The organism is Saccharospirillum sp. (assembly GCF_039982735.1).
GTDB lineage: Bacteria > Pseudomonadota > Gammaproteobacteria > Pseudomonadales > Natronospirillaceae > Saccharospirillum.
Genome location: NZ_JBDWXV010000009.1, coordinates 114696 through 135768, shown reverse-complemented (window position 1 = coordinate 135768; position 21073 = coordinate 114696). Strand labels below are relative to the sequence as shown.

Genomic DNA, 21073 nt, shown 5'->3' with positions numbered 1-21073 from the left:
GAAATGTATCCCGGCGGAGGTCTACATGGATAAGTTTGCCGTTAATAAAACTTGGGCAGCTCTTGGCCTGTGCTCTCCGCTACTCGCCATAGCGGCCCCCGTAGGTGGCACTGTCGAGTCAGGCAGCGCAACAATTTCGCAGTCCGGTCAGCATACTCAGATTGATCAGTCCAGCCAGAGCGCTATTGTGGGATGGGAGCAATTCGATGTGGGTATCAGTGAAACGGTAACGTTCGCGGTACCCAACGCCAGTTCGATTACGCTTAATCAGATTTACGATCAGAACCCCAGTCAGATTCTAGGGCAAGTCTCCTCTAATGGCCGCCTGATTCTGGCAAACCCGAACGGTTTGTATTTTGGCTCCGGCTCGAACCTTAACGTTGGTGCATTGATAGCAACTACCAGCGATGTAGAGCTTGTTGATGACACACTGTTGATGCATGGTGCCAGCACAAGCGCAGGTATTAATCACCAGGGTGCTGTCAATGCCAGTGGCAGCGTTGCTTATTACTCTCCCAGACTAGACTTGAGTGGGTCCATCATCGCGGCTGGTGACATTCACCTGAGTAACCATACGTCGGGAACCATTACCCTGTCCGAGACCGGTATTGGCTTTGAGGTCTCGGATTCAGGCGAGCGCGCCCTGGATCAGCAAGGAATCAACGTCACTGGCAGCGTGAGAAGTGACGGTGGATACATAGGTATTGAAACTGCAGCGGTCAATGGGTTGTACGACGCCGCATTGAATGTCGAAGGCATGATTTCAGCGGACAGTCTGGTAACCGATGGCGGTAAAGTTGAACTGACGGCAAGCGCCGGCACGGCGCTGGTCACCGGCGATGTTAGTGCCAGTTCAGCAACGGGTACAGGTGGTGACATAAGAGTGGCGGGCGATCTCGTCCAATTGACAGAAGACTCGACCGTATCAGCCAATGGGGCGAGCGGAGGCGGTGTCGTTTATATCGGTGGCGGTTGGGACTATACATCAGGCCCGGACATAGCGCGCCGGACCGTGTTGAATGCGAATACCGACGTGTCAGCCGACGCGACGGAGAATGGTGATGGCGGTGATGTATGGATCTGGAGTGAAGAGCAAACTGTTGTGCAGGGCGAGTTGAGTGTCCGAGGTGTGGGTCCCGATGGGGATGGAGGGTTTGTGGAGACCTCAAGCCTCGGACAGTTGGTGGTTGAGAACGCCCCAGACCTGGGCTCAGACACAGGTAGCCATGGTGAATGGCTCCTGGATCCCCAGCGAGTTTACATAACCCCGAATGCACTGCCCACCAATGTCGAGTGCGTAGTAATTGCTTGCAATGCAGATGTTGATTCTGCATCAGACAATGTTGTCTTTACGCCTGCTAATGATGCTGCGGATATTACGACGACCATCTGGGTCGGATTTATTCAGGGTGTTCTGGAAGATGGTGGGGATGTAACAATCCAAACGACGACAACGGACACCGGCAACTTTATTGCCTGGTATGACTCCCCGTTGGTTTTGGGTGCCTTGGGTGCGGGTGGCTCTGCAACCTTGACGCTTAAAACCAGTGGCGGAATATATATTAATAGTGAAATAACCTCCGCGACCGACCCCCTGACACTGAATCTGGAGGCGGGGCAAATTGTTTATCCTTTTGGTGATGCAGCATTTACGGTTGACACTTTGAGGCTTGATACACCGTTGATGTATCACCCTTCCGATATATCCATTAATGCCAGCTCAGTGATTACGCAAAACGATATGAATTGGGACATCGCTAGTGGGGCTGATTTGACGTTTTCCGGTCAGGCAGTTATCAGCAGTGATCAGGAGGGCGGCCTTCTTGACTTCAATGTCTTTAGTGCTGATTCAGTCATACGATTTGGTGATATTGGGCTTGAGAATCTTGGATTGGGTACACTCGATCTGAGGAATGTATCCGGTAGTATCGTTTTTGGCGGGTCTCAAATTACACTTGATTCTCTGCTATTACCCAGTGGTGCACGTATCTTCTCTGATGATGCCCTGACTGTGTCGGCTGATTCGATCAGCGTCAATGGCGTTAGCCGGTGGAATGCCAGTGATGACCTGAACATTAACAATACTAACAATAATTCAGTCTTTAACAATAATGGTCAGTTTACCTTCAATATGTCCGGCAATAGCCTAAACCTGGACAGTGTGAACACAAGTACGATCAGCAGTCTTAGTATCGTAGATGCATTTTCAGTGGGTATTTACGGTGAACAATTGAAGCAGGGTTCAGTGATGTTTGATGCTAACAACCTGACTTCATACAACGGACTCACTCTTGACGTAGATGATATCAGGCTTGCCACCGGCTTGGTCTGGTCGGCAGAGTCTGACCTCACCTTTAGCACTGTGAGTCGATTGGATAGCCTGACTGCAGCAGGTAGTATGAGCTTTGATTTAAATGACAACGATTTAACACTGGGCGGAGTTGGGCTTGGTTCGACTGGCGTGGGGGCGTTTAACCTGACAAACGTCAATCTACTGAGTCTGAATGATTCTATTCAACTGAGCGGCAACTCAGCTTTGAATCTCGGTTCTGCCAACATTTCCAGTATTGACTTGAGAGGAGATGCAGCACTGACCACAGGCGGCGGGACAATTACCCTGGCTCCAGTTACTTCCTCTGACAATGACCCTGTTTCCGGTTCGGCTCCCGTTCTAACTGTTTCCAGTGGCTCGGGCAATATTAGCGTGGGGGATTTATTGAACATTGGAAATGTTGCAATGAGCAGTACGGGCGTTATTACGGTTTCTGGAAATGTAACATCGTTGGGCGACAGTATTGTGATTGATGCAGGTCAGTTTCGTGTGAACAGTGATGGCACTTCTGTGTCGTTATCTACCGGTGGTGTGATAGACCTTAACGCACCCATTGACAGCGTAGCCGGAACCACCTCGGGTTTGACGCTTCAGGCTGGAAATCGGGTCGATATCGGCTCTGTCGGTGCAAGCAATGCACTGGGCGACTTTCAATTGATAACCGGTGGTACAGCATCGCTTAACGGTGCCGTTCTGGCGGCTGATACGGTGAATATAGATGCTGAGAACCTGAGCCTGACCACAGACACTGTGATCAGTGTCCTGGGTGATTCAGGTACGTTTAATGATACGGATATTACCAGTCTTGTTAGTCAGACGCTTTCTTTCGAAGCAGCCGGGGCCGATCTGGTGCTTGGAGGTGACATCAATGCCGGAGCATTGTCAGTAGAAGCCAGCTCGTTAACGGTCGGGGGTACTCTTGCTTCAACACTAGGTGATATCGATCTAAGGCAGGTAAATGCCATGGCATTGTCCGGTGATACCACGCTTAACTCCGGTGTTACAGGTAGCCTGTATCTGGCGGATGATATTTCCGGACCATATGCGCTGACATTGTCAATAGGCGAGGGAAATCTGGAACTTGGCAGCCAGAACAGCAGCGATGCGCTGTCCAGTCTTGCGCTTGAAGATTCTGCTTTGCAATTTGGTACTAATACCTCAAGCGATGGCATTGTTGTAACCGGCCTTCTGGATTTATCCAATACCGGATCGCTTACCGTCGCAGAGAATGCGTTGTTTCAGTCACAGTCAGGCGATGTCTTGCTTAATGGGACAACCATTGAGGCCGGTGACAAGACGATAACCGTCTCAGCCTATGATCAGGCACAGTTGAGTGACGTCAATGCGGGTGGGTTTACGCTGGCCATTACCGGAAGTGCTGACCTTCCAAACGCGAAAGCCTCCCTTGATGGTGACATCACCGCTTTGTCCCGACTGGATCTGAGTCAGGCGGGCAGCATTGAGTTGCTTGATGATATTCAGCTGACGGGCCCCTTGTTGCTCAGCACCGGAACCGGCACCACCTCAGTGAATGGAAACTACGCCCTCACAATCGATGCAAACAACCAGAACCTTACGTTGTTCGATATGGGCAATAGGGTTGAGCTTGATTCATTGTCCGTGGTGAACGCGTCCACTGTACAACTGGCAGGTGGGATTACGACACAAGGTCTCGATGGCATTTCGCTATCGGGCAATCGCCTGGACCTCGCCATCGATACTGATCTGAATACCAGCAGCTCCAGCGGAACCATCGACTTGTCCGGTATTGGCGTGAATGGTGAGTTTACGCTAACGCTGAATGCGGGTAGCGGCAATATCTCACTGGGCGATGTCGGGCAGAATCTGGCACTGGCCAGTCTGGTCGTCCAGGAGGCATCAACGCTGGCATTGTCTGGCAACATCCGCACAGCAGATACCCTGCTGGATCTCAGCAAGGTTCAGTCTGTTGTGCTGTCGGATGACGTCAGTATCGATACGACAGCCTCGGATGGTGGCATAACCCTTGGTGACACAGCAATCGACGGTACATTCTCCCTGTCACTGGCGACGGGAGCCGGAGCGGTTCAACTGGCAGCGGTTGGTCAGTCGGTAGCCCTTCAGTCGTTCAGTTTGAACACTGAGGCGGATATCAGTCTGGATCACGACATCAGTGTCATTGACAGGTTAGCGTTGTCCGGTAATGTGCTGGAACTGAATAGTGACCTGAACAGTTTTGGTGGCGGTGTGTCACTCGCAGCCACTTCTGATCTGAATATGTCGGCTTCAGGGACCGTCACTGCGCTGGACGATGCTGGCTTATCCAGTGAGTCGGGTTCAATTAGGCTGGGCAAAGTAACGTCCGAAACGGGCGCTATAGAACTCAACGCTGGCTCTGGCAGTATCTACAATACCCTTGGTGATTTTGTGAGTGTCGAGGATACCTCTGTTAACCTCACTGCAAACAGGGTCAGTCTGATCGCGGGGCAGGATATTGGGTCGGGTTCCGCTGATCCGATTGTCCTGGACGTACCTCAGTCAGGATCAATCAATTTGTCGTTTACGGCGCCGCTTGCGTACATTGTGAACATTAATCAGGCCGCTATAACGTCCAGCGGCAAAGTGTTTGATGTGTTAAGTGATAGCCAGCGAGCGGCCTTGTCTGCTTCTAACAGCGCTGAACTGGCGGGAGAGACTCAGTTCTGGGGCAGTGTGCTGTCAGCGCCTGAGCCGTATAGTGAGCTTTTTGCCATTACCCAGCCAGGCTATGCTCTGGCGTCGAATGCCAGGGTCGAAGGAAGCCTGAGTGCTGAGCAACCGGCTGTTCCTGCCATTCGGCTGCAAGGTGATGAGTGGTGGTTGTTGCACTCAAGAGGTGTCAGTCAATAATCCGGTGACCACTACACTGCCGGAAGTGCAGTGGGTCGCCGAATAATAACTGTCCGGATTGTGGTGGTAGACCTGCAGCGTTCAGGGTGTTTTAACTACGAAAGTCTGCATTTCCACTGGCGTAGGATCGCCACTGGGCGGGGCAGATCGCGTGATCATCTGTGATTCATCCGCCAGGTTCAGCGTCCAGATCTCACCGCTTGCATTGTTAACTGGCGACGAGGACATCAGAGGCAGCATGGTGCCACCCGGCAAGCTCGGAAGAAAGTAATGAGGTAGGTTGGTATCGACTGTTAGACCCGTTGAGTCGCAGTCAATTGCAACCAGTGATAGTAATTCCTTGATGGTTGGTGCCCGCCAACCGGTTGCATCCGCGGTTTCTCCGTCATACGTGTCTGCTTGTTCAAGCGCGGTGGCCCAGGTTGGGGTGCTGTTGGAATCACTGGTTAACAGAGACCGGGAAGCCCAGGTAAGTCCCGTCAGATTGTCAGTCACTTCACCTGCATTCACATTCAGGGTATACCGGAAGTCAGATGTGATGCTCGCGTCCAGTGAAGCCGTATCTTCAGCGCAGGCGTAGTTGGGTGTCGGACGGATGGGTACCAAGGGTGATTGTGAATCAGAAACCAGCATTAGATAGCCGGACGTATCGGTGGTAATTTGCCCCTGATTGAATGACATCAACAACGGCGTTGAGCTTGCCTTGCTCTCAACAAACCAGTACTTATCGGCACTGCTGGCTACTTGTACGCCGGGGAATACAGACGTATCCAGCAAGCCCGTTTCACCGGTAAACACCATTAAATTAGCCAATTCATTGAAGGTAGGGCGCCGCCAGTCAGTCACTCCGCAAACGCCAACCATTTCAGTGATCTTCTGGTCTACCTGACTGTTTTGATAACTCTGGGGTAAAGCCGAGTCTTCAAATGCCCAGGTTAATTGAGTGACCGAGTCAGTTCGGCAAAGCCAGTCAAGAGGCGTTGAAGCACTGTCTGAGCCTGATTGTGGAGGCGGCGAAGCCGTAAAGGCGGCAGTACCCACTTTGCCATCCTGTGATTGCAATGCCGCTTCCGTAACGTTGTCGCAATCGGCATCGATAGTACCTGCCACGTCCGCGCAGTAGTTAATGCCGGAACCGTTGACCAGCACACTGGTGTCATCATTGAGCAACAGCCAACTGGCCTCAGTGAGCGTCAGTAAATCAATGGGTTCACCGGTCTCGGCCCCTGTTTTGATTCGGATAGCCATCTCTTCGTTAAATTCGGTGATGCTGTCACTGCTTGCGGCGGCTGGAAATGCAAAGGTGCTTCCGGATACATGCGAAGGTTCAACGGTTATCGTAGCTATGTCTGCATCAACACCTTCGGTCGCCGGGTAGGCTTCTCCCCCGGTTCTTTCAAACTCCAGAGTGACCTCAATCTCAGTTGTGCCATTTACAACAACGGCGGCACCGGGTTCCTGGTCGTTCTCGTAGGATTCAAAATGTGATGCTTGAAAGCCAACGCTGAGCGTGTCGACGCTTATAATTGTTAGCGTCACTTGAGCGGAATCGTCTGTGTAACTTAAAACGGAGTTCAGTTCATTGGCGATCGGTTCGAGCCCGAACGTAATGCTTTGAAGTTCTTCCACAATGTCATCTGATTCTATGGTCAATACTCCATCAAGCCAGTCGGACTTGGATGAGCCCGTGCTGTAGTCGGTTCCGCCAGGAACGGTGAGCAGTCCGTTCCCGTAAGTGTAATCCGATGGAGAGCTCGCCGTGGCCGAAACAATGGCCAGTTCAAAGGTCAGGTCGGGGGAGTCAGCATCCAGGCGGTCGCCTGAGATCTGGATGAGTATGTTCGCAGTCGCCCCCTCGTCGACTGACACGGGTGTTGTGTCCAGAGTCAGGGTGACTGAGTCGTCGCTGATAATCGTGTAAGTGAATCGATCCCTGCTGGCATCCACGGACGTCAGTGAGCTTTCGGCTGCTGTAAGGAACAGTGTTGCATCTTCCGTATTCTCGACCAGGTCATCATCGGCCAGCGTAGGCAGTGTGGATGTGATCGCCTCGCCGGTGTTAATGGGAAATCCGGTAATACTCAGCTGGACAGGCAGGGTGGGCGTAAAGTCAGCCCTCTCCGCCTGCCCGGCTGTACCAGGATTGGCTATGTCCAGCGTAACGGCCAGTGCCTGGCCACCGGGGCCTGACGGATCATAGTCTGACGCCACATCTGTCATGGCCACGAGGCTGGGGATTGCGACTGGGCTGTCTTCGTTCCCGGATAGGTCAGCCGTGCTGTTAAAGCCAACTACCAGACTATCGTCATTTTCAATGGTGATAGCGAGTGCGCTATTGGTGCCGATACCCAGGCCGGGTGAGCTTGTGTTGGAAAGACTCAGTGTTAACGTCTCGTCATTTTCCAGGACGTTGTCGGAGATAATGAAGAAATCCGGGATAGGCAGTGACTGTGCAGTCGTGTAATCACCGCTCGGGATGGTAATAGTCACCAGGCCTCCGGCTGGCAGAGCGAAGTCATCAGCTTCTGCAGACCCCTGATTGATGACCGTCATGGTGACTGTGGTGGTTTCGCTAATGATACCGTTATAGACCCGAATGCCAGGGGCCGCTTCAGTGGCAACGAGACTCTCCAGATCCAGTTGAGCACCATTCACATTGCCTTCCTGGCCGCGAAAGGTTGCTTTTGAAAAATCGACCAGAACGGTGTCGTTGTCAATAACTGATATTCGTGATTGATACAATGCGGCTCGTGCGTTGGTCGCATCAGCTTGTGAACCGTAAAAAGAGACCGAGAAGCTTTCAGTGTCTTCAACCAGAGCGTCGTCATTGATGGTTACCAGGACGGGCATCCCTGAAGATCCAGTGCTTCCTTCCGGGTATACGGCGCTACCCGTCAAGCTGGTTGTGGTAATATCGGTATTGGCTACACCGGTTGTTCCTGCAGTAGCGGAGCCTCCGTCTACGACCCAGAAAAGCGTCGTTTCCTGGGTTACCGGCTGAGCGAATCGAGCAAAGAAAGACACTGTGCCAGTGTTTTCGGCGAATTGGTCGCCATCTGTGGGCGTTACGATTAGCTGAGGGGCATCGTCATTCTGTATCAATCCACTTGCCGAGGTGACTGGTACACCCGACACTGTGCTGATCTGCAGCAAAAACGCTTCGTTGGGTTCGTAGTTTGCGTCTCCACGAATCGGGATGTCTATGAATTTAGTGGTATCCCCCGGGGAAAACGTCAGGGAGTCGCTCTTGTAGCTATAGTCGACACCACTGGTTGCGGCTGAGATATCCACTGATACGCTATCCAGCGTTCGATATTTCAATGTAATGGCTTCTGCAACTGGCTCGGGCTCATCCCAGGTTAGCGTAAATCGCATCTGGCTTTCACCGGAATTCCCCTCAAGAGCGGTAACGTCACTCATGGCAAAACGGGGGGTATCGTCGTTCAGGATGTATCCACGGGCTCTGTCCAGTTCATACCCCGTTTCCGTCGTCAGTACCAGCTCAAAATAGTCATTCAATTCGTACTGGTCATCACCAGTTAGGGGGATTAGAAGCACACTGCTTTCTGAAATCTCTCCACCAGATCCATCTATATCCATGTACTTCCCGCTTAAAGCTGGCAGGTCGTTGCTGTCGGCAGGGGTAAAACCACTGGTTGCACTATCGGGGTAGATGACTTCATAGAAAATGGAGAAGCTGACTTCATTGGGTCCGGATAAGTTGAGTGGGAAACTGAGTGCATTACCGGCTCCAGCCGGACCTTCCTGCCCCTGACTGTTATTCAGCGTCACCTCCGGCATATTAAACCCGGGCCCATCATCATTTGTAATGATTCCCAGTGCGCTGTCCAGTGGAACATTTGTCTGGGGGTCTGCAGTGCTTTCAAACACCTTTACTGAAAATGCTTCGTCTGGCTCAATGTTTGTATCTCCCAGAATCAGGACATTGAACGTGACTGAGTTGGCCCCCGACTGGATCACCAGTTGCTGATCGATGGTTTGATAGTCAACGCCCGCGTCAGCGGGCTGAAAGGTAACGCCTGCGTCTGTCGTAAGCGCCGACGGTGAGGCATCTTCCACCAGGACCCGGACCGGGAACGGTGTTAAAGTGGTTTGAGACAGCGCAATAGTGAATCGCATGATCGTCGAGCCTTCAAAGCCCTCCGACACTCGTTGGTTTGCGATACGTAGAGTTGGCCGGTCATCATTGAATATCGTTCCTGTATGCCGTGATGTAGACCCGTCGCTATAGGTGAGCAACAGCCCAGTTTGTTCATCAGCTTCAACTTGGAGGTCGCCAAGCACAGGTACGTCTATTGTCTGCTCAACACCCGGACGCATCAACAACTCGCCAGAGGTACTGAGATAGTCGCTATTGGATGCCGCAGTAATATTAGTTGTCTGGTATCGAATGCGTTGCTCGATATCACTTAACACACGGAATGACAGGTTACTCTGCCCCGAATTGCCTTCGAGTTTGCCGGAAGTGGTAACGGTTGCTATTTGTATCTTAGGTTGATTACTGTCGGCAGGGGCGCATGAAACGGTTAGTAACGCGGCTAGAACAACCAGACACAAAGAAAAACGATGGCGTTTGATCATCTACAACTTCCTCTGTCCCTGAGTATTCCGGTTATACCTATATCCCTCGGCACCACTGGCGGCGGCAATTAACAATGCCGGACTCTACAGCAGTTAGCAGTGGCTTGGTCACGAACACCCTCGTCCTCCTGCTCATAGGCATGGTTTCCGACTGGCACTAAGGTAACCTGGTAATATCTCACCGGTTAACATAGCTCATTACCGGGAAAGAGAGTAACAAACTCTACCTAAAATGGCACTGCTTTGCGTAGTCGGGGATTGTTGGTCGTAATAAGGGTTGGCTGTGAACATCACAGTGCGATGTAATGTGAATGCTTTTAGCAACTCACTGACTGGTAGCGGGCTATGCCTGCTTGCTTTGGAAACTCTATATATTACACGGGCTTATCATTTGCTTTTAATCCTATTTCAAATATAAACAGGAGTAATTGCTTTGGTTGCACCGGTGTTCGTTGTGAAAAAAACAGCGGAAACCTTGTGGGAAAGTAGACATGGCATATGTAACGGGATAAGTTATTCAGCCTACTACAGCGGTGAGCCTAGTGCGGTGAGCATAGTAGCGGCATCTTCTGTCGTTGCGCTAAGGTACGCTATAGTCTCTGGTTGATGCGTTGTAATCGCTGTATTACGAAGCCATAAGGATGTGTCGTTGTATGGAACTGGACCCTAAGCTCGTTTCTCTTGCGCAGGAGCCAATTCAGGGCGAGGCGCCTGCTGGCATCTCCGTTAAGTATGAAGAATCTTTTCAGAAACTTGAGTCAGAGCTTGCCAAGCAAGAGTCGCTAACAGCGGCGACAGTAGATTGGCGACTGGTTGAGGCTTTGGGCCGAACCATTCTGGCAGAGCAGTCCAAAGATATTCTTGTAGCCAGCTATCTCGCAATGGCCCTGATCCAAAACAACGGCTACGCTGGGATGTATCAGGGTTTTTCATTGCTTCAAGAGTTGAGCGAGCGCTGGTGGGAGGACATGTTTCCGCCGCTGAAGCGCATTCGGGGGAGAGCTGCCGCAGTTTCCTGGTTGATAGAGAAAGTCAGCCGGTATGTTGAATCGACGCCCCCCTCAGGTCCTGACCTATCTGTTATTCCGGATCTCTATGAGGCAATTTCGTCGCTGGATCAGTTTCTGGCAGACAAAATGGCCGATAAAGCTCCGGATATGACCGGGTTGATACGCCCTTTGCGTCAATTGAAGAAAGCAGCTGACGCCCTAGAAAAACAGGCTAGAGTTGCGGCAGCGAAAACTGCACCGGCCGAGCCCACGCCAGCGGAGGCCGGGGCCGGCGAAACTGAAGCCAGTGGTAACGCGGCAACGTCCGAAGCACCCGCGGTCACACCGGCCGTTGCACCCGCTGTACCGCCCGCAGCGCCCTCCGCGACCGGTCCAAAAACACCCGACATCCAAGCCGATGTGTCTTCCGATGCCGACGCGAACAAGGCTATTCGGCAAATTCAGGATGCCCTGCGCAAACTGTCCTCATATTATGCGGAAGCCAAACCCGCTGATGGCCGGCGATATCGCCTGGCTAGGTATGCTTTGTGGCTGAACGTCGACTCACTCCCCCCGAACAAAGACGGTAAAACCCAGGTACCACCACCGGCAAAAGATCTGGGTAGCCGCTTGCAACAGACACTGGAACAGGCCGACTTCACCGGGGTTGTTGAGCAGGTGGAGAAGCAACTGGTCAAATCGCCTTACTGGTTTGAAGGTCAGCGCATACTGCTTACCGCCATGGATCAGCTGGGTGGAAGCCATCAGGCCGCTGCGCAGGTCGTGCGTTCTGAGCTACAGGGGTTGCTTCAACGTCTGCCCGGGCTGCTTGACTTAAGTTACAGCGACGGAACACCTTTTGCCGATGATGCAACCCGATTCTGGCTGAAACAGACAATATTGTCATTTCAGGAAGCTTCCGGGAGTGGTGGAGGGCAGGACGATGCATTAGGCGAGGCACATCAGGCGGCCGTGAAACTGGCCGCTTCCGGCAAGGTAGCTGATGCGATCACCGAGTTACAGAAATTTGCTCAACATTGTGGAAGCCGTCGCGAGGAATACCACGCGAGGCTGGCGCTGGCTGAGGTGTTGATGGACAGCGGCCAGGCATCGGCAGCGCTCCCCATTCTTGATCGGCTTGCCAGGCACATAGAAGAGTACCAGCTAGCCGACTGGGAACCCGTTTTTGCAAAACGATGCTATCAGCTGTTGCACCTCGCCTGCCAGCGCGAGGCGAACAATGAGGCGAATGATGTAGAGTCACTTAAACTGAGGCAGGCTGCGGCGTATTCCGAGCTTTGCTGGTTCGATCCCGGGTCTGCAGTGACCTGAAAACAGAACAATTTGCCAGGAGGATCCTGCGATGGCCGATGGAAGTGTTGCACCTAAAGAACGTATCAATATTGCCTATAAATCTAACACTGGTGGTGTCTCTGAAGACGTCGAGTTGCCCCTTAAAATGCTGGTTTTGGATGACTTTACCGGCCGACCCAATGAAGACGTGCTTGAAGATATAGAGCCGTTAAACGTTAATAAGGAAAACTTCGACGACGTCATCAAAAGTCATAACATCGGCATGTCTTTTTCGGTTCCCAATAAGCTACAGGAAGATTCGACGGACACGGTCAATGTTGATTTGAAAATCAATTCGATCAAAGACTTTAATCCGGAAAATGTTGCCCGTCAGATCCCCGAGCTGAACAGCCTGCTTGAGTTGCGTCGGGCGCTGCTGGCGCTAAAAGGCCCTCTGGGCAATACCCCGGCATTTCGCAAGACCATTCAGGCGATTCTCGACAACGACGATACTCGTGCCCAAATCATGCGCGAGCTCGGAATAGAAGAATAAGGGGTAACCATTATGGCCGAATTAGAAAAAGGCAGTGCAGAGAAGACTACAACGGACACCGTATCGTTGCTCGATCAGGTTATGCAAGAGACCCGAATGAAACCTGGCGATGACGGTTTCGATACAGCACGCCAGGGTGTTCAGGCATTTATTGCCGACTTGGTGGCTCCGAACCACCGGACGGGTAAGGTTGAGCAAAAGCTGGTTGATGACATGATCTCCGAGGTTGATCAGAAAATCAGTGCCCAGCTAGATGAAGTGCTGCATTCCGAAGCGTTCAAGAAACTCGAATCCTCCTGGCGGGGACTTAAGTTTCTGGTCGATCGCACTGACTTTCGCGAAAACATTCGAATTGAACTGATTAGCCTGTCGAAAGATGAATTGCTTGAAGACTTTGAAGATGCACCGGATACCACTAAATCCGGTTTGTACAAGCATGTGTACTCGGCCGAGTATGGTCAGTTTGGCGGCAAACCAATCGCATCAATTATCACCGGGTATGACTTTGGCCCCAACTCTCAGGATGTTAAGTTGCTGAGTGATCTGGCCTCGGTATCGGCGATGTCCCATGCACCGGTGGTGGCGAATGCCGGGCCAGAATTTTTTGGTCTGGATGAATTCTCCGGCCTGCCCAACCTGAAAGATCTTGAATCGATTTTCGAGGGGCCTCAGTACGCCAAATGGCATGGCTTTCGGGAATCGGATGACTCAAGAAACATCGGCCTGACAGTACCGCGTTTCATGTTGCGATCAGCCTACGGTGAAGATAACAAGGTCAAAGCCTTCAATTATCAGGAAAACGTAGGAAAAGACTTCAGTAAGTTGTGCTGGGGCGCGGCTTCTTATGCCTTTGCCGGAAACCTGACACGCAGTTTCGCCAAGTACCGCTGGTGCCCGAACATTATTGGCCCGCAAAGCGGTGGTGAGGTTCTGGACCTCCCTGTTTACAAGTATCAGGAAAGCGGTGATACGCGTGCCTATACACCCACCGAAGTCACTATTACCGATCGTCAGGAATTTGAACTGGCAGAGCAGGGTTTTATGGGTCTAGTGGCTCGCAAGGGAGCTGATAACGCGACGTTCTTCTCTGCCAACTCATGCCAGAAACCCAAGTTCTTCGGCAATACACCGGAAGGCAAGCAGGCAGAGACCAACTTCAAGCTCGGTACAGAGCTGCCTTACCTGTTTATGGTTGACCGACTGGCGCACTACATCAAGGTGTTGCAGCGTGAGCATATTGGTAGCTGGAAAACCAAGAATGATCTCGACCGTGAACTCAATGGCTGGATTCGTCAGTACGTGGCCGACCAGGACAATCCACCGCCGGAAGTTCGCAGCCGAAAGCCTTTGCGCGAAGCGCAAATTATCGTCACGGACGATGAAGGTAACCCCGGTTTCTATCGGGTCGAAATGAACGTCAGACCTCATTTCAAATACATGGGATCCAGCTTTACCTTGTCCCTGGCTGGCAAGCTCGACAAAGAGTAAGCCTGAAACGCAATTTAATTTTTGTTAGGAGATAGACCATGGCAATACCTGCATATATGACCATTGAAGGCTCCAACCAGGGTGACATCAGTTCCGGTGCATTGAGTATGGACAGCGTTGGCACCGCCAGCCAGGAAGGTCACGAAGATGAAATCATGATCCAGGCATTTGAGCACAGTGTGCCACGTGCGACTAACGTTCAGAGCGGTCAGATCACCGGCTTGCCTGAAATGAAGGCCATGAAGATCGTCAAAATGATCGATAAGGCTTCGCCTTTGCTTTACAACGCCCTAACCGGCGGTGAACAGCTGAGTATCGTGGTGAACTGGTACCGCGTGTCAGCCAGTGGTGAGGAAGAGCTGTACTATGTGATGACGCTTGAAAACGCCGTTTTGGTAGATATCAAAACGGTTATGGAAAACGTTACCGATCCGCAAAAAGCGCACTTCTCTCATATGGAGGAGCTGTACATCACCGCTGGTAACATTACTTGGACACATGAAGCTGCAGGCACGGAAGGTTCCTATCAATTCGGTGCATCGAACGGGTGATGTTTATTGTCGACTGGTCGAGGCATCCCGATTCATGAAATGGTTCCCGTTTGTGGCGGCGCTACGTCGCCTGGCAACCTTGTTGTGTGTCTGCTCACTCGCACTGTTTATGATTGGTTGCGCGGGCACGCCCGTTCTAGAAGTGGCTCCGGAAGACTGGAAGTATCAGGACCGGGCAATCACTTTGCAGGTAGAGAGTGTTTCCGATCTGAACGTCTTGAGTGGCCGGCCGCACTCACTGGTAATCGGGTTGTTTCAAATGTCCGATCCCGGCACCTTTCAAGGGCTGGCAACGACTCAGGAAGGTGCCATCCAGTTGCTGAACGAGGGTAGGATCGACGGCACCATTGCGAGTTTTGATCGCATCATCGTTCAACCAGGTCAAACCAAAACCGAAGTGTTACCCCGTGCTCAGGGAGCCCAGTTTGTCGGTGTGGTCGTGGGTTATTTTGGCTTGAGTACAGAGCTGGATATCCGCATCGTCGAGATTCCGGTTCAACCGGCGCGGCGAGGGGCGGTTGATCTGGTGCTGGCGAACATGGGGCTGGTTGCGAACGAAGCCAAGGCGGTACCGGACGTACTGTACTTGTCGTTGTCGCTGGGACGGAACAACACCAATAAAGTTGAAATCATACGGTCGACGACCGTAGAGACCATATAGCGCTGGCTGGAGAATGACCTTGAGAGTAAGCAAACCCATCTTTTGGCACCAGGGCATGTTCATGCAGCCCCAGCATTTTCAGTACAGTGAAGCATACTGGCAGTCACTGCTCGGCCCGATGCAGCAAATGATGCAGCCTCACTTCTGGGGAGTCATAGACCTGAACCTGTCGCGCAGCGCCTTGCCGAATCGTAGCTGCGAGCTCGTGTCCGGCCGGTTTATCTTCCCTGACGGTAGTCAGGTCAGCGTGCCCGACAATGGCCAGCTACCCAACCGGACCTTCGATGAGGATGCCGTCGAACCGGACCGGCCGTTTACCATCTATATTGGCGTGCGCACTCTGCAGCCCGGCGAACCCAATGTCACAGTGGTGAACAGCGGCGGTGACGTGCAGTCAGTCAAAACCCGATATTTCACCCGGGTAGACCCGCGCAGCGCACAGGACCTGTACCAGGATGGACCAGACGCCTCCATTCAGGAGCTCGAGTATAAACTGGAGTTTCTATTCGAGAACGAAATTGAGTTGCGCAGTGAATTTCAGGTGATTCCGGTTGCGCAGGTGGTGCGTGATGGCGACCAGTTACGCTATGCCTCTGAATACATTCCGCCACTTGTACAACTGGCGGGTAATGCATCTCTGCTGTCTATGATTCGGGAGATCCGGGATGAAATCACCGGACGTGCCATCCAGCTTGACTACAGTGATGCGTCGAGCAGTGGAATCAGTGAGTTCGACCCGAATGTTCTGCGTTACCGAATTGGCCTGCAGGCGTTGAGCCAGTATGTGCCGCGCCTGGTGCATCTGTGCGAGCAAGACAGCATTCATCCCTGGCAAATTTATGGTGTGTTGCGTGAGCTGATTGGTGAGCTGAGCACTTTTTCCGGGTTGGTTAACATGGTCGGTGAAAAATCGGACGGTGAACGTCTGGTACCTGCTTATGATCATGGCAAATTGACACACTGTTTTCAGGCGGTCAGAGGCCTGGTAACGGCACTGTTGAATGAAATTTCCATCGGGCCTCGCTATCTGGTGGATATGGACTTTGAAGACGATGTTTTTCATGCAGATGTTCCTGAGCATTTCTTTGAGGAGCAGGTTGAATATTATCTGGTTCTAAATACCCAGATGCTTGCCAACGAGTGGCGGGAGACCTTTGAGACTACCGCCAAGCTGGCCTCATTCGATACCGTTAAACAGCTGGCGCAGCGCTCCTTGCCGGGCGTGCCTATGGTGCTGCTGGGCAGCGCCCCCATTGGTCTGCCACGCAAAGCCTTTGCAAACTACATTCGGCTCGATGCCAATAACGAGCAATGGGACAAGGTACGCCGGCAGAAGAACGCGGCCCTGCACTGGGCTGAGGCGCCGGAAGATCTGAAATGCGAGCTGGTCATTCTGAGAAAGTAAGTTTTACCCGCTCGCGTGACTGAAGGGCACAATTGACCTGCAGGTGCATTGCACCTGACCAAGAGAACAGGGACCGTTATGACACACAAGCCATACAGGGATGGGTACTCCGCCGAACCCGGACAAGGTGCGCTATGAGACTGGTCGACTTTTACGTTCCCGCGTTGCTTTTCACGCGTCAGACAGCCAGAACACTGCATGCCAGTGAGTTGCCGGCCGATCAGTTGCGAGAACATTTCGATCGCTTGTATCAAAGCCTGACCGAGCGCGCCGAAGCGGCGGGATTCAGTCTCGAGAGCGTACGTGAAGGCTGGTTTGCCGTGTGCGCCTACATCGATGAAGTGTTGTTGACCAGTCAGTGGCCCAACCGTAATGCCTGGCAACAAGCATCCCTGCAGCGCGAGCATTTTAACACCACCAATGCAGGCGCAGAATTCTACGATCGACTCAACCTGCTGAGTAAACACGGTGACGATCGCAGTGTTCGGGAAATATTTTTGCTGTGCCTCGGCCTGGGTTTCAAAGGTCGCTACTTTGATCCTGAAGATCGCCCTCAGCTAGAAAACGCGCGCGGCTTCAACCTGTCGCTGCTTTTGCCTGAGGAAGCGCAGCATAACCTGGACCAGTCGGTTCTGTTCCGTACGGCCTTCAGTGAACAGGAACTGGCGGCAAAAGAGCGTAAACGCCGCGCGAATCTTATTCCCTATGTTGTTGCGGTTCCCGCGTTGTTTATTCTGGGGGTGTTCTTGTGGTACGCCAGCCAGATTCACGGGCTGATCGTTGATTTACTGAACCTGGTGTCCTGACGATGAAAGCATTTTTTGTATTCCTGTGGCGCCTGTTGCTGATTTTGCTGGTTATCGGCGTAGTGCTCAGCCTGTTTTATTTGCTCGAATGGCCCATGGAACTGGCGTACTGGGTACTGGGCGTTGGATTCGGTGTATTCTTTTTGTTGGTTCTGGGGCGGCGACTCTATGTTCGATATCGCGCCAGGGCTCAGGTCAAGCGGGTCATCCGCCAGGGAAAGCCCAGCGCGGTGTCTGCCGGTCAAGACGTAGGTATGTCCAGTAGCCAGCTAAATCGGGCCCTGAGCAAACGCTGGCGGCAAACCATAAAGGCATTGAAAAAGTCGCAACTCAAACTTCGGGGCGATCCGCTGTATGTGCTGCCCTGGTATATGATCATCGGCCGCCCGACCACCGGTAAAAGCACCTCCTTGCGCAGCGCGCAGTTGCTCAAGCCCGGTATCGAAAACCTGTCCATTCATGAAGATGGCTCGACCCTGAATCTGGAATGGTGGCTGTACGAAGAGGCCATCGTTATCGATACAGCCGGGCGCTACGCAGTACCTGAACAGCAGGAACGAGATCGCAAGGAATGGGATAAGCTGCTGGGTCTATTGGCCGGTCACAAACAACGAGAGCCGCTTAATGGGCTGGTGGTAGCTGTGTCAGCCGAACGATTGTTAACCTGCGACGAAGAAACCATTCTGGAAGAGGGGCGCCAGGTTCGCTCCTCGATCAACAACCTGATGGACCGTTTGGAAATTCAGGTGCCGGTCTATTTGCTGGTGACAAAGTGCGACAAGATTGAAGGATTCTCAGAATGGGTTTCCTACCTGCCCGATGAAAGCCTGTTGCAGCCCATGGGGTACCTGAATACGGCGGATACCGTTGACTTTAATTCAGTGCTAGATAAGGCACTGGACAGTATTCTTGATCGCATGAAAGAGCTGCGATTGCTGATGATGGAGCGCACCGATACACCCGATGACAGTCTGTTGGTATTGCCTTCGGAAGTAGAACGTTTACGCGATAACCTGCATGCTTTTATCAACACCGCACTGGTGGGGAATATTTATCAGGAAGCTCCAAAATTCCGTGGCTTGTATTTCGGGTCGAGCATTCAAAGCGTTAACGGCAAGGAAACTCATCGGGGTGTTTTTCTTCATGAATTTTTCACCCGGGTGTTGCCCTCTGATCGGGGCTTGTATGAAAGCCTGCCAAGCATAGACCGGATACGCCGCGCGGTGCGTCGGTATGCACTCGGTATCGGCGGTGCCGTCACGCTGATCAGCTTTGCGGTTTTAACGCTGGCCTATGAAGCCAATCGCAGTACTCTTGAGACCATTCGAGATACGTTTTCGGAAGTTGAACTCAGTGATCAGGGTAGCTCGGCGGACCAGCTCTTTTCGGCCGCTGAATTGCTTGATTTTGCCCTGGCCATGGAGCAGTACCAGCAATCAGAAGTGATACCCTGGTGGCTGCCATACGGTGGAGCGGGTGATATCAGCGAATTGAGGGCCCGTTACGTCAACTATTTCCGCACCTCGATTTTGCAACCCATTGATGAACCCATTATTCAAACCATTGATGATCTGGCAAATGCAGAGACCAGTGTCGTGGCCGGTGGTCTGATACGTCGTATTAATGCCTTGCAAACGCAGTTGGACGGTGAAGATCCAAATCTGGTACCTGCGGTGAGCAGCACCTATTACGGCTTGCTGGAAGAAGGCGTCAGCCTCGAGCAATCGGCCATCTTCAATGAGTTGTATCTGGCGTACCTTGATTGGAATCCGGTTACCAGCTCACTGGTCGAAGAACGCCTTAATCTGCAGAGTGCTTTATTGCACCTGGTTAATCGCAACAGCGGTGATTACTCCTGGATCGTAGACTGGGCCAACGCCCAGGGTTTTCCGAGCGTTCGGCTTGAAGATTTCTGGGGTGGCAGTCAGCGCATTGCAGATGCGCCCCAGGTAGACCCCGCCTTTACCCTAACCGGTTACGACTTTGTTACCCAGTTTATGGAAGAGTTTTCCACGGCCAACGAAGGGGACGATGCGTTAACGGAGATTCAGGCTGATTTCGAGCAGTTTTACCAGCGTGAGTACCAAATGGCCTGGGAATCTTTTGCTGAGCGCTTTGACGAAGGGGTTCAACGTTACCGGGACCGCCGGGAATGGGTGAGAGCACTGGAGCGCATGCCCGGAAACGACAACCCTTATTTCGCGTTTATCGAACGCATGTACGCTGAGCTGACTCCGTTCGAAGAGCTGCAGTATGCCTCAGCTGACCATTTTGCTTACTTTGTGGAATTGCAGGAATACACAGTACCGGACGCGTCCGGCGGACAGGGACCCGGCGCCTCACGAGCCATTAAAAAAGTACTGGGTAAGGCCGGTAGAGTGGGCAAGTTGGCACAACGCGCTATCAAACTTCAGCGCCGGACCGGTGTCGGATCGACGGAAGAGGAGGTCAACCCTCTCGACTCGCTGCTGGAACAGGGGGTAACGGCCGTTGATGATTACAAGGCCGCTTTGTCTCAGGTGGCCTTTAATTCGAACTTGCGCAGTCAATCGCTGGCTGCCCTGAACGATTACTTTCTGCAGCCGGACGCATTGGAATCTGGCAGCGGACCTATGGCGAATGCCTGGACTGCCGTATATGCCTTGCAAGAAATTTTTGGCCGGCCAGATTCCGAATCGGCCTTATTCTGGGAACTGTATACCGGGCCGCTTGATGTGGCCTATGACTATATGATGAAAGAGGGATCCTGTGAATTGCAGGAACGGTGGGAAAACAACGTTCTGGCCTCGCTCGAAGGTGTTGAGCAAAACCGCCTGGGGAATTTGATCGTCGGTGAGCAGGGCGTGTTATGGGAGTTCCTGAACGGTGATGCCCAGGCCTTTGTATCGCGGCAGTTGAACCGCGGGTATGTACCGGCTGCTGTCAGTGGGCGAACCATGACGTTGGACGACGACTTTTATGACGTTCTCAACAACGCCAGCAACGGCGGTATTGTTGTGGGCAATGAGTTTGATGTCAGCGTGCGAACTCTGCCCTCCGGTACCAATGCCGGAGCAACAGCGTCACCCTATGCCACCTTCCTGAATTTGCATTGCAGTGATGGTGTTCAGACTTTGGCGAACTACAACTACCCTTCAGAGCGAACCTTTAACTGGTCGTTGGAGCAATGCGGTGATACCTCGCTAACCATCGAGATCGGTCAGATGAGACTGACAAAGGATTATCCGGGTGTTAAGGGCTTTGCCCGCTTCCTCGATGATTTCAGAGATGGCAGGTTCATTTTCAGTGTCAGCGATTTCCCGGGTTCAGAGGCACAATTGCGTCAGCAGAATATCAGCCAGATCGATATCAACTATGAAATAGTCGGTCAGCGGCCGGTTATTCAGTCGCTGAGCACCGTGCCCCTGGGGTTGCCGCCGCAGATCGCCAGCTGCTGGCCCAACCCCCAAATGGAGGTCGAACCGCTGATGGTGGTTGAAGAGGCTCCAACGTCCGCAGCCAGGGTGTCGTTCTGATGGTGGCGGG

The 21073-nt window shown here is 52.5% G+C and carries 10 protein-coding genes; 9 read left to right on the top strand and 1 reads right to left on the bottom strand.

What is annotated here, in order from left to right; all coding sequences use genetic code 11:
- Window positions 1-25 precede the first annotated feature (25 nt).
- The gene (locus tag ABJT94_RS06605) at window positions 26-5200 is read left to right on the top strand and encodes a filamentous hemagglutinin N-terminal domain-containing protein (protein WP_348474895.1); all 5175 of its coding nucleotides are present in this window, start codon (window positions 26-28) and stop codon (window positions 5198-5200) included.
- Between the two features lie 81 nt (window positions 5201-5281).
- Here ABJT94_RS06605 and ABJT94_RS06600 read toward each other — a convergent pair whose 3' ends face one another.
- Entirely contained in the window at window positions 5282-9802 is a 4521-nt protein-coding gene (locus ABJT94_RS06600; protein ID WP_348474894.1) for a Calx-beta domain-containing protein, read from the bottom strand.
- Between the two features lie 653 nt (window positions 9803-10455).
- Between ABJT94_RS06600 and tssA the strand changes: the two genes are divergently transcribed.
- The 8 genes from tssA to ABJT94_RS06560 all read left to right on the top strand — a co-directional run bounded on the left by tssA (window position 10456) and on the right by ABJT94_RS06560 (window position 21063).
- Window positions 10456-12123 (top strand): type VI secretion system protein TssA, encoded by a 1668-nt coding sequence (tssA, locus tag ABJT94_RS06595; protein WP_348474893.1) that lies wholly within the window; start codon window positions 10456-10458, stop codon window positions 12121-12123.
- Between the two features lie 31 nt (window positions 12124-12154).
- Complete coding sequence (tssB, locus tag ABJT94_RS06590) at window positions 12155-12637, top strand: type VI secretion system contractile sheath small subunit (protein ID WP_348474892.1); 483 nt, start codon at window positions 12155-12157, stop codon at window positions 12635-12637.
- Between the two features lie 12 nt (window positions 12638-12649).
- Window positions 12650-14125, top strand: a complete 1476-nt coding sequence (gene tssC, locus ABJT94_RS06585) for a type VI secretion system contractile sheath large subunit (RefSeq protein WP_348474891.1) — start codon at window positions 12650-12652, stop codon at window positions 14123-14125.
- A gap of 38 nt (window positions 14126-14163) precedes the next feature.
- A complete protein-coding gene (locus ABJT94_RS06580) occupies window positions 14164-14676 on the top strand; it encodes an Hcp family type VI secretion system effector (protein ID WP_127557030.1) in 513 nt (170 codons plus the stop codon).
- Window positions 14677-14710: 34 nt separating this feature from the next.
- Window positions 14711-15337: a type VI secretion system lipoprotein TssJ gene (gene tssJ, locus ABJT94_RS06575; RefSeq protein ID WP_348474890.1), complete on the top strand. Its 627-nt coding sequence runs from the start codon at window positions 14711-14713 to the stop codon at window positions 15335-15337.
- Window positions 15338-15356: 19 nt separating this feature from the next.
- A complete protein-coding gene (gene tssK / locus ABJT94_RS06570) occupies window positions 15357-16742 on the top strand; it encodes a type VI secretion system baseplate subunit TssK (RefSeq protein ID WP_348474889.1) in 1386 nt (461 codons plus the stop codon).
- Window positions 16743-16876: 134 nt separating this feature from the next.
- A complete protein-coding gene (locus ABJT94_RS06565; protein ID WP_348474888.1) occupies window positions 16877-17548 on the top strand; it encodes a DotU family type IV/VI secretion system protein in 672 nt (223 codons plus the stop codon).
- Window positions 17549-17550: 2 nt separating this feature from the next.
- The gene (locus ABJT94_RS06560) at window positions 17551-21063 is read left to right on the top strand and encodes a type VI secretion protein IcmF/TssM N-terminal domain-containing protein (protein WP_348474887.1); all 3513 of its coding nucleotides are present in this window, start codon (window positions 17551-17553) and stop codon (window positions 21061-21063) included.
- Window positions 21064-21073 lie beyond the last annotated feature (10 nt).

Coding starts and splice junctions, on each gene's coding strand:
- ABJT94_RS06600 (WP_348474894.1), bottom strand. CDS start 9,802: ATGATCAAACGCCATCGTTTTTCTTTGTGTCTGGTTGTTCTAGCCGCG.
- ABJT94_RS06580 (WP_127557030.1), top strand. CDS start 14,164: ATGGCAATACCTGCATATATGACCATTGAAGGCTCCAACCAGGGTGAC.
- tssJ (WP_348474890.1), top strand. CDS start 14,711: ATGAAATGGTTCCCGTTTGTGGCGGCGCTACGTCGCCTGGCAACCTTG.
- tssB (WP_348474892.1), top strand. CDS start 12,155: ATGGCCGATGGAAGTGTTGCACCTAAAGAACGTATCAATATTGCCTAT.
- ABJT94_RS06565 (WP_348474888.1), top strand. CDS start 16,877: ATGAGACTGGTCGACTTTTACGTTCCCGCGTTGCTTTTCACGCGTCAG.
- tssC (WP_348474891.1), top strand. CDS start 12,650: ATGGCCGAATTAGAAAAAGGCAGTGCAGAGAAGACTACAACGGACACC.
- tssA (WP_348474893.1), top strand. CDS start 10,456: ATGGAACTGGACCCTAAGCTCGTTTCTCTTGCGCAGGAGCCAATTCAG.
- ABJT94_RS06560 (WP_348474887.1), top strand. CDS start 17,551: ATGAAAGCATTTTTTGTATTCCTGTGGCGCCTGTTGCTGATTTTGCTG.
- ABJT94_RS06605 (WP_348474895.1), top strand. CDS start 26: ATGGATAAGTTTGCCGTTAATAAAACTTGGGCAGCTCTTGGCCTGTGC.